The following is a 10,094-nucleotide window of genomic DNA, read 5'->3' as shown; positions in this document are numbered from 1 at the left end:
CAGCAGCCTTCTTGGCGGGTGCAGCGGCCTTCTTGGCAGGCGCAGCAGCCTTCTTGGCGGGAGCAGCCGCCTTGGCAGGCGCAGCGGCCTTCTTGGCAGGTGCTGCAGCCTTCTTGGCTGGGGCGGCGGCCTTCTTGGCGGGAGCAGCCGCCTTCTTTGCAGGTGCAGCGGCCTTCTTGGCGGCCGGTTTCTTCGCAGTTGCCATCATTTTCTCCTTGGTCGGATTGCAATGAACACTTGTCGCTCGCATGTCGGCGTCAAGCGATCCAGGTCTCTGGGCCCATGCCCACAGGTCTGAATGGGGGCGCGCAACGCCACGGCGGGCTCAAAGGCCGCTGCGTGGTCGGTGGGCATGAATGGGGTGGCCATGGCGTTGCGGTGATCAGTCCCAGGAGAGAGCGCCACCCGATTGATACTCGATCACGCGGGTTTCGAAGAAGTTGCGCTCTTTCTTCAGGTCGATCATTTCGCTCATCCAGGGGAAGGGGTTCTCTTCATTCGGGAAGAGGGCCTCCAGCCCGATCTGGGTGGCACGGCGATTGGCGATGTAGCGCAGATAGCCCTTGAACATCGAGGCGTTCAGACCCAGCACGCCGCGGGGCATGGTGTCTTCGGCGTAGGCGTATTCGAGTTCAACGGCCTTCATGAACAAGGCCTTGATCTCGTTCTTGAAGTCGGCGGTCCAGAGGTGGGGGTTTTCGAGCTTGAGCTGGTTGATCAGGTCGATGCCGAAGTTGCAGTGCATGGACTCGTCGCGCAGGATGTACTGGTACTGCTCGGCCGCACCCGTCATCTTGTTTTGCCGGCCCAGGGCCAGGATCTGGGTGAAGCCCACGTAGAAGAACAGGCCTTCCATGAGGCAGGCGAACACGATCAGCGACTTCAGCAGGGTCTGGTCGGTCTCGACAGTGCCGGTCTTGAATTCGGGGTTCATGATCGCGTCGATGAACGGGATCAGGAATTCGTCCTTGTCGCGGATCGACTTCACCTCGTTGTAGGCGTTGAAGATCTCGCTTTCGTCCAGACCCAGCGACTCCACGATGTACTGGTAGGCATGGGTGTGGATGGCTTCCTCGAAGGCCTGGCGCAGCAGGAACTGGCGGCACTCGGGGGCCGTGATGTGGCGGTAGGTGCCCAGCACGATGTTGTTGGCGGCCAGCGAGTCGGCGGTCACGAAGAAGCCGAGGTTGCGCTTGATGATGCGACGCTCATCTTCGGTCAGGCCGTTGGGGTCTTTCCAGAGCGCGATGTCGCGGGTCATGTTGACCTCTTGCGGCATCCAGTGGTTGGCGCAGGTGGCGAGGTACTTTTCCCAGGCCCACTTGTACTTGAAGGGCACCAGTTGGTTGACGTCGGTCTGGCCGTTGATGATGCGCTTGTCGGCCGCATTGACTCGGCGTTTGGCACCCGCTGCAAGCTCGCCAGGAGCGGCAGATGCGATGGAAGACGCGACCTCGGCCGTGCGGCTGTTTTGCAGTTCGCCGGCGAGTGAATTTTGCGATGAGGGCTTGACTTCTTCGTCCCAGGTCAACATAAGTTTTCCAATGTCCGGATTATGAAAGCAGCCATGCAAATTGGAAAGTACCCGATGGGCGTGGCTGCCTTGTTTGTGAGAGGTTTGTTGTTCTGTCGCATCGACGCTGTGGGCCTTGCATGACGCGGCTGTCGCTTGTTGAAACAGACGGGGTCATGCAGGGCTTCCATGCCGTCGATGCAGCCCCTGCTTCTCGAAGCCTGGGCTGCATCCATGGCCTTACTGGCAGGCCTCGCAGCCCGGGTCGTCGATGGCGCAGAACTTGATGTCCGTGGCCGGAATCGCATCGGCCTGTGCACGGGCTGCTGCAGCGGCAGCTTCCAGGGCACTCGGCTTGGCTGCGGCAGCCAGGCCGGGTTCGCTACCCGACGACACCGAGTTCATGCGGCCTGCGGCCACCGTGGATTTCTCGGCGTGGGTGGCGCCCACGGTGCGCAGGTAGTAGGTGGTCTTGAGGCCACGCAACCAGGCCAGCTTGTAGGTGTCGTCGAGCTTCTTGCCCGAGGCGCCAGCCATGTAGATGTTCAGCGACTGGGCCTGGTCGATCCACTTCTGGCGGCGTGCCGCGGCTTCGACCAGCCAGGTGGTTTCCACTTCGAAGGCGGTCGAGTACAGGGCCTTGATCTCTTGCGGCACACGGTCGATCGGACGCAGCGAGCCATCGAAGTGTTTCAGGTCCATCACCATCACGTCGTCCCACAGGCCCAGGCGCTTGAGGTCACGCACCAGGTAGCCGTTGATGACGGTGAACTCACCCGACAGGTTGGACTTGACCGAGAGGTTGCCGAAGCAGGGCTCGATCGAGGCATCCACACCGATGATGTTGGAGATGGTGGCCGTGGGCGCGATGGCCACGCAGTTGGAGTTGCGCATGCCGTCGGCGGCGATCTTCTTGCGCAGGGCATCCCAGTCCAGGGTGGCAGAACGGTCCACTTCGATGTAGCCGCCGCGTGCCTTCTCAAGCATGTCGATGGTGTCGAAGGGCAGGATGCCGCGGTCCCACAGCGAGCCCGGGTAGCTCGAGTACTTGCCGCGTTCCTTGGCCAGCTCGGACGAGGCCCAGTAGGCGTAGTAGCAGATCGCTTCCATCGACTGGTCGGCGAACTCGACGGCAGCTTGCGAAGCGTAGGGGATGCGCAACTCGTACAGGCTGTCCTGGAAGCCCATCAGGCCCAGGCCCACCGGGCGGTGGCGCAGGTTCGAGTCACGGGCCTTCTTGACCGCGTAGTAGTTGATGTCGATGACGTTGTCGAGCATGCGCATGGCCACCTTGATGGTGCGCTTGAGCTTCTCGTGATCGAGCTTGCCGTCGGTGATGTGTTGCAGCAGGTTGACCGAGCCCAGGTTGCACACCGCGGTTTCGGTGTCGCTGGTGTTGAGCGTGATCTCGGTGCACAGGTTGGACGAGTGCACCACGCCCACGTGCTGCTGCGGCGAGCGCACGTTGCAGGCGTCCTTGAAGGTGATCCAGGGGTGGCCGGTCTCGAACAGCATGGTCAGCATCTTGCGCCACAGGTCAGTGGCCTGCAGGGTGCGGCTGGGCTTGATCTCGCCACGGGCGGCCTTCTCTTCGTAGGCCACGTAGGCGCGTTCGAAGTCGGCTCCGAACAGGTCGTGCAGGTCGGGCACGGTGGAGGGCGAGAACAGGGTCCAGGTGCCCTTTTCCATCACGCGGCGCATGAACAGATCGGGGATCCAGTTGGCCGTGTTCATGTCGTGGGTGCGGCGGCGGTCATCACCGGTGTTCTTGCGCAACTCCAGGAACTCTTCGATGTCGAGGTGCCAGGTCTCCAGGTAGGTGCAGACCGCGCCCTTGCGCTTGCCACCCTGGTTCACGGCCACGGCGGTGTCGTTCACCACCTTCAGGAAGGGCACCACGCCTTGCGATTCGCCATTCGTGCCCTTGATGTGCGAGCCCAGGGCGCGCACGCGGGTCCAGTCATTGCCCAGGCCGCCGGCAAACTTGGACAGCAGGGCGTTTTCCTTGATGGATTCGTAGATGCCGTCCAGGTCGTCGGGCACCGTGGTCAGGTAGCAGCTGGACAGTTGCGAGCGCAGCGTGCCGCTGTTGAACAGCGTCGGGGTGCTGGACATGAAGTCGAAGGACGACAGCACTTCGTAGAACTCGATGGCGCGGGCTTCGCGGTCGGTCTCGTTGAGCGCCAGGCCCATGGCCACGCGCATGAAGAAGGCCTGCGGCAGTTCGATGCGGGTCTTGCGCACGTGCAGGAAGTAACGGTCGTACAGGGTCTGCAGGCCCAGGTAGTCGAACTGCAGATCGCGTTCGGCCTTGAGCGCGGCGCCCAGGCGGACCAGGTCGTAGCTCAGCAGCTTTTCATCGAGCAGTTCGTTGTCCACACCCTTCTGGATGAACTGCGGAAAGTACTCGGCATAGCTGCTGGCCATTTCGGCCGGGCTGACTTCGCGCCCCAGCACTTCCTTGGCGATCGTGTGCAGCAGCAGGCGTGCGGTGGCGTAGGTGTAGTCGGGGTCTTTTTCGATCAGGGTACGGGCGGCCAGGATCGAAGCCTTGTAGACCTCTTCCATGGGCACGCCGTCGTACAGGTTGCGCATGGTCTCGGCAAAGATCGGCTCGGGCTTGACGTCGGCGCTCAGGCCTTGGCAGGCGGCGACGATCAGCGAGCGCAGGTAGGCCTCGTTGAGGGCGATGCGCTGGCCGTTCTCGGTCACGTGCAGGGTGGGCACCGGAGGCTTGGCCTGTTCGACCTGATGGGCGCGTTCTTGCGCGCGACGCTCGCGGTACAGCACGTAGGCGCGGGCCACTTCGTGGTGGCTGCCGCGCATCAGGCCCAGTTCGACCTGGTCTTGCACGTCTTCGATCGGGAAGGTGCCGCCGCCCGGACGCGAGCGCACCAGCGCCCGCACCACGCCCTGGGTCAGCGCATCGACCACGTCGCGCACGCTGGCCGAGGCCGCGCCCTGGGTGCCATGCACGGCCAGGAAGGCCTTCATCATGGCCACGGCGATCTTTTGCGGCTCAAACGGCACGACCGCGCCATTGCGGCGGATGATCTGGTAGTGCGCCAGCACGCTGGGCACGCCGGATTCAATGGCTTCGGGAGGGGAGGCGGTGCTGTTCGAGGCCGAGGCCGGGGCGTTCGTTGCAACTTGCATGGATTCCTCTTCTTGAACTGTTTTCAGGGGAGACGGCACGGCTCGGGTGGGAGCGTGCGGGTGATGGGGTGGTTCGATCGAACCGATCGTTACACACTATATCTGGGGTCTTGGGTGAATTCAAGACACTACCGGTAGTGTATCAAGCCCAAAGATGAGCGCAGGAAAAAGGGCTTTATTTCACTTTGTGATGGCAGCAAGAAAGGGGGCTTCAAAAGCCGCACCAGGACTGCACTCCAGGGAGGCGGGCCGCTTGTTTTCTGGCTTTGCCGGGCATTTCAGGCCGCAAGGCCGCATGGTGTCTGCGGCTGCTTGCGAGCGCTGAGCCGCCACAGAAGCCGCAAAAAAATCAGGACTGCGGCAAATGCGCCACGGCCATAGGGAAAAATCCTGAGGGCCAGCCCAGCTGGACGATCAAGCCAGGCCAGTCAAAACCGGCGCCGGGATCGTTCTTGCGACCCGGGGCAATGTGCTCATGACCTGCCACATGGGCGATGGGGTAACGAGAGCGCAGTGCCTGGCACAGCCCGTTCAGGGTCGCGTATTGTGCCACCGTGAAAGTGCTTCCTTCGAGACCTTCGAGTTCAATGCCTATCGAGTCGTCATTGCAGTTGTCGCGGCCCCGGTAATGCGAGCGGCCGGCATGCCAGGCGCGCTGGTCGCAATCGACGAATTGCCACAGCTCGCCATCGCGCCGGATGTAGAAGTGGGCCGACACCTCCAGGCCGCGGATCTGCCCGAAGTAAGGGTGGGCGTCCCAGTCGAGCTGGTTGGTGAACAGCTGCTGCACCTCGTTGCCGCCGTACTGGCCCGGCGGCAGGCTGATCGAGTGCAGCACGATCAGGTCGATGCAGGCCTGATCGGGGCGGGGCCCGAAGTTGGGTGAGGCCAGGGCCCGGGCCGCCGTGTACCAGCCACCCTGCCACAGCGGCGGTGTCGGGTCAGCCGGCTTCATGGCTCTCGCTGTCTTGCGGTATCGGGATGTTCAGGCGTTCGATGCGGTAGCGGATCTGGCGCAGGCTCAGGCCCAGGCGGGCCGCGGTGGCGGTGCGGTTGAACTGGTTGTCTTCCAGGGCCTGCATCAGGATGGAGCGCTCCTGTTCATCCAGATAGGCCTGCAGATCGAAGGGCAGGGGGTTGGGGAGCGCTGGCGTGGCGCAGCCCGTCGTGGGGTCGGGCGGCGGCGTGTTGTCGGGTTCAGGTGAGCGGGTCGCGGGGCTTGTGGCCGGGGCGACCGGTTCCTGGGCCGCTTCGGGGCTGAGGGCCGGGGCGGCGGCCTCGTCCGGCTGGGCGCTGCCGTTGAGCCACAGCGCCTGGTCCATGGCCAACTCATCGCCCTCGCTCAAGGCCACGGCGCGGTGCAGCAGGTTTTCGAGTTCGCGCACATTGCCCGCCAGCGGCAGGGCGTACAGGGGGGCCATGGCCCGGTCGCTCAGGCGCGGCACGGCCAGGCCCGATTCGCGTGCAATGCGATCGAGCAGGGCCTGGCACAGCAGGGGCAGGTCTTCGCGGCGCTCGCGCAGCGGCGGCACCACCACCTCGATCACGTTGAGGCGGTAGTACAGGTCTTGACGGAAACGCCCGGCCAGCACGTCGGCGGCCAGGTCCTTGTGCGTGGCGCTGACGATGCGCACGTCCACGGGCACCTCCTGGGTCGAGCCCAGGGGGCGGATGCTGCGCTCCTGGATGGCCCGCAGCAGCTTGGACTGCATGGCCAGGGGAAGGTCGCCGATCTCGTCGAGGAACAGCGTGCCGCCGCTGGCGGCCTGGAAGTAGCCTTCGCGGTCTTGCTGTGCACCGGTGTAGGAGCCTTTGCGAGCCCCGAAAAATTCGGCTTCGAGCAGGTTTTCAGGAATGGCGCCACAGTTCACCGCCACCATCGGACCATGACCGCGCTGACTGCAGGCGTGCAAGGCCCGCGCCACCAGCTCCTTGCCGGTGCCCGACTCGCCGCGCACCAGCACCGGCGCCATGCCGCGCGCCACCTTGGCCACGCGTTGCTTGACCGCCTGCAGGGCCTCGGACTGGCCGACCAGCCGATCCAGTGCCTGCAGGCCGATGGCGGGCGTGCCCAGACCGGTATCGACGGCGTGGGGCATTTCGCGGGCGGCAATCACCAGGGTCTCCCGGCTGCCTTGCACGGCCGAGGCCACCACGGTGCGGAACTGCTTGAGATCGACCGGTTTGGTCAGGTAGTCGAAGGCGCCCGCCTTCAGGGCCTCGACCGCGTTCTCGGCCGATCCATAGGCGGTCATGACCACGCAGCGCTCCGGGCGTTGGCGGGTCCGCAGTTGCTTGAGCAGGTCCAGGCCCAGCCCGTCGGGTAGGCGCATGTCGGTGATCACCGCATCGAAGCTGCGTTCTTCCAGGCAGGCCCGGGCCTCGGCCAGGCTGCCAGCGGCCTCCACGCGGTAGCCCTCGCGCAACAGCGTGAGTTCGTACAGGGTGCGCAGATCGGGCTCGTCATCCACGACGAGGATGTGGGCCGGCGCTGGCAGGGAGTGGTTGGAGGGGCTGGACATGGTCAACTGGGCATTGTGTCAAACGCGAGCTGGGGCTGTCCATCGCCCGTGGCGGCCGTCGTGAAATCGAGCACGAAGGCGTTGCCATCCAGCCTGCCGCGGGCGGTGGCGGCCGACGTGCGCTGGTAGGCGATGTGGGCACCGTGGCGCTCGCAAAGCTGGCGGCAGATGTACAGGCCCAGCCCGGAAGACCGGCTTTCGGACGAGAAGAAGGGTTCGAACAGGTGGCGTTCCACGCTGGGCTCCATGGGGGCCCCGTCGCTCCACACCATCAGGCTGGGGGCATGGCCTGCCGGGTGCCGGGTCGATACCTGCAGCGAATCGGCGTGCAGGCCCTGGTAACGCAGGGCATTGTCCAGCAGGTTGTCCAGCACCCGGCGCAGGTGCTCGGGGTCGAAGCTGACCTGCACCTGGCCGGCCCGCAGATCCAGTTGCAGGCGGCGACGGGCCGGATCGCGCTGACACCACTCCCGGCAGCAGGCGGCCACACTGGCGTCCAGGGGCATGGCCGTGCCCGGGTCCGCCCCCGGCTGATGCTCGACCCGGGCGATGTCCAGCACCTCTTCGACGATGCGGGCCAGGCGCTGCGCGTTGTGCTGCACCATCTGCACCAGCCGCCGCTGGGCGGGGTCCTGAATGTCTTCTTCCAGCAGCGCATTGGCCTGGGTGATGGCGGCCAGCGGGTTGCGGATCTCGTGCGCCATGGCGGCCGAGACCCGGCCCATGGCCGCCAGCTTCTCGGTGCGCAGGCGGGCCTCCAGCTCGCGCAGGTCGTGCACGAACATGACACACAGGTTGCCGGTGGGCTGCTGGCCGCTGCGGGTCAGTCGCGTGCGCACGTGCACCTGGGCCGTGCTCTGGGCATCCAGCCGAAGTTCGGTGTCCTGCACCTGGGCCCGGGCTTGGCCGAACGTGGCTCTGGCCAGGTCCAGCAGGGGTTGCCATTGCGGGTGGGCACCGAGCCAGAAGCCCGGGGCGGTCTGGGCCGCCGCCGACCCCAGCAAGCTGCGCGCTGCCGGGTTCAGGGCGCACACCACCTCGCGGGCATCGATCACCAGCACCCCGTCACGCAGGTGGTCGATCACCAGGGTGTTGACCTGGGCCTGCACCTGGGCGGCCAGTCGGCTGCTGTTGGAAATGCGTTCTTCGCGGGCCAGTCGCTGCGCCAACTGGTGCACCAGCAGGCCCACCACGAAGTAGCCGCAACCCGTGATGCCCGCCTGCATCAGCGGGGCGGCCGGGTCGTTGCCCGTCAGCAGGTGCAGGCTCCAGGTCTGCACCAGCAGCAGCAGGGTGCCGGCCGCCGCGCTCGACAGTGTCAGCAGACGCGAGCCCAGGGTGGCGGCCATCAGCACCGGCATCACCACCAGGGGGGCGTAGTTCATGCTGCCGGTCTGCAGCCATTGCAGGGCCGAGAACACCAGCAGGTCCAGCCCGATGGTGGGCAACCAGTGCGTCCCCATTTCGGGGCTGGGAGGTTGCTTTGTGGCTCGCCAACGGGTCAGCAGCGTGAGGCCGAAATACACCCCGCCCAGGCCCATCACCCAGGCGTTGATGGGTGGGGTCAGCAGGTTGCTCAGGCCCTGCAGCATCAGCAGCGCCAGGGCCAGCATCAGCCGGGCGGTCAGAAATCCGTGCCACAGCCGAGACGGTGTGCCCGGCAGCGGGAGCAGCTCGGAAGAATCGGGGTCGAGTGCGCTGAACCAGGACGGGGGCGCGTCGTCCGTGCTCATGCCTGGCGGCCGCTCTGGCGGTGGGCCGCACTGCAGTAGAACGGTGCGCTGCCGCCCGGGCCATCGGCCAGGGCTTCGCTGCGGGGCAGGTGCAGGCCGCAGTGGGCGCAGGCCACCATGTCCTGCAGCGGCGTGACGGTGCTCTGGCGCGCGGCTGCCGGGCTTTCGGGCGGTGCGGGCCTGGCCTCGCGGGATTCGGCCATGCGGCCCTGGCGCCAGAGCCAGTACACGCCCAGCGCGATGCCGATGATCAGCAGGACTTTGCTCATGCCCCACCCCGGCTCAGCAGCACTTCCATCACGAAGCGCGAGCCCACATAGGCCAGCAGCAGCAGGCCGGAGCCGATGTACAGGATGCGCAGAGCCCGGCGCCCCCGCCAGCCGAAGCGGGAGCGGCCCAGCAGCAGCACGGCAAAGGTCAGCCACGACAGCACCGAGAACACGGTCTTGTGGTTCCAGCGCCAGGCCTGGCCATACAGCACCTCGCCGAACAGCCAGCCTGCCAGCAGGGTGGCGGTCAGCAGCACAAAGCCGGCGGCCACGAAGCGGAAGGTGAGGCGTTCCAGGGTCAGCAGCGGCACCCCGCTGTGCGGGTCGGCGGCCTGCCGGATGCGGTGTTCAGCCCGGGTCATGAGCCAGGCGTGCACCACCGCAGCCGAGAACATGCCGTACGAGGCAATGCCCAGGGCCCAGTGCAGGGGCAGCCAGGGCGAAGCGCTGACGTGCAGGGTCTGCCCCGGAAACACCAGCGACAGCAGCACGGTGAAGGCCCCGAGGCCGGCCAGCGCCCAGCGCGCCTGGAGTTGCGGAAACAGGCGGCTTTCGATGGCATACACCGTCAGCACCAGCCAGGCCGTGACGGACAGGGCTGGCGCAAAGCCGAATCGGGGAGGCTCGCCGGCCAGCCCCAGCATCAACACGCCCGCGTGCAGCAACCAGGCCAGCAGCAGGGCGAAACGCACGCCGCGCGGCGCGATGCGCGAGGCGGCGGCTGCGGGTACGGCATAGGCTGCGGCGGCTGCCAGGCCCAGCAGCACCATACCGGTGGACTCACTGGATAAAATCATGGATCACAGTTTAGCGTCTTGCACATGGGTGCCCGGCGCGCTGCCCGCCGTCTTTGCCAGGCGCAAGCCCTGCAGGCCCAGCCCGCTCAACCCTCTCGGAACAT

General features: G+C 65.9%; 8 protein-coding genes. All 8 read right to left on the bottom strand.

What is annotated here, in order from left to right; genetic code table 11:
* The coding region (locus tag L880_RS33760; protein ID WP_211245363.1) for a hypothetical protein at positions 1–205 on the bottom strand (205 nt) is incomplete at its 3' end.
* Between the two features lie 177 nt (positions 206–382).
* Complete coding sequence (locus tag L880_RS0127015) at positions 383–1,534, bottom strand: ribonucleotide-diphosphate reductase subunit beta (protein WP_027478248.1); 1,152 nt, start codon at positions 1,532–1,534, stop codon at positions 383–385.
* 219 nt (positions 1,535–1,753) lie between these two features.
* Positions 1,754–4,669 (bottom strand): ribonucleoside-diphosphate reductase subunit alpha, encoded by a 2,916-nt coding sequence (locus L880_RS0127005; protein ID WP_027478247.1) that lies wholly within the window; start codon positions 4,667–4,669, stop codon positions 1,754–1,756.
* A gap of 349 nt (positions 4,670–5,018) precedes the next feature.
* Positions 5,019–5,624 (bottom strand): 1,6-anhydro-N-acetylmuramyl-L-alanine amidase AmpD, encoded by a 606-nt coding sequence (ampD, locus tag L880_RS0127000; protein WP_027478246.1) that lies wholly within the window; start codon positions 5,622–5,624, stop codon positions 5,019–5,021.
* Positions 5,611–7,191, bottom strand: a complete 1,581-nt coding sequence (locus L880_RS0126995) for a sigma-54-dependent transcriptional regulator (RefSeq protein ID WP_043330805.1) — start codon at positions 7,189–7,191, stop codon at positions 5,611–5,613. Before L880_RS0126995 ends, ampD begins: the two co-directional genes overlap by 14 nt.
* Positions 7,192–7,193: 2 nt before the next feature.
* Positions 7,194–8,924, bottom strand: coding sequence for a sensor histidine kinase (locus tag L880_RS0126990; protein WP_027478244.1), 1,731 nt, complete (start codon positions 8,922–8,924; stop codon positions 7,194–7,196).
* Positions 8,921–9,193 carry a PP0621 family protein gene (locus tag L880_RS0126985; RefSeq protein WP_027478243.1) on the bottom strand — a complete coding sequence of 91 codons (273 nt, stop codon included), beginning with the start codon at positions 9,191–9,193 and terminating at the stop codon, positions 8,921–8,923. Before L880_RS0126985 ends, L880_RS0126990 begins: the two co-directional genes overlap by 4 nt.
* Positions 9,190–9,990, bottom strand: a complete 801-nt coding sequence (locus tag L880_RS0126980; RefSeq protein ID WP_027478242.1) for a cytochrome C assembly family protein — start codon at positions 9,988–9,990, stop codon at positions 9,190–9,192. Before L880_RS0126980 ends, L880_RS0126985 begins: the two co-directional genes overlap by 4 nt.
* Between the last annotated feature and the right edge of the window lie 104 nt (positions 9,991–10,094).

Source organism: Curvibacter gracilis ATCC BAA-807, assembly GCF_000518645.1.
Classification (GTDB): Bacteria; Pseudomonadota; Gammaproteobacteria; order Burkholderiales; family Burkholderiaceae_C; genus Curvibacter; species Curvibacter gracilis.
Note: the sequence above shows the minus strand (reverse complement) of the source record. Positions and strands in the feature narration are given on the sequence as shown.

Coding starts and splice junctions, on each gene's coding strand:
- L880_RS0126990 (WP_027478244.1), bottom strand. CDS start 8,924: ATGAGCACGGACGACGCGCCCCCGTCCTGGTTCAGCGCACTCGACCCC.
- L880_RS0127005 (WP_027478247.1), bottom strand. CDS start 4,669: ATGCAAGTTGCAACGAACGCCCCGGCCTCGGCCTCGAACAGCACCGCC.
- L880_RS0126995 (WP_043330805.1), bottom strand. CDS start 7,191: ATGTCCAGCCCCTCCAACCACTCCCTGCCAGCGCCGGCCCACATCCTC.
- L880_RS0126980 (WP_027478242.1), bottom strand. CDS start 9,990: ATGATTTTATCCAGTGAGTCCACCGGTATGGTGCTGCTGGGCCTGGCA.
- L880_RS0127015 (WP_027478248.1), bottom strand. CDS start 1,534: ATGTTGACCTGGGACGAAGAAGTCAAGCCCTCATCGCAAAATTCACTC.
- L880_RS0126985 (WP_027478243.1), bottom strand. CDS start 9,193: ATGAGCAAAGTCCTGCTGATCATCGGCATCGCGCTGGGCGTGTACTGG.
- ampD (WP_027478246.1), bottom strand. CDS start 5,624: ATGAAGCCGGCTGACCCGACACCGCCGCTGTGGCAGGGTGGCTGGTAC.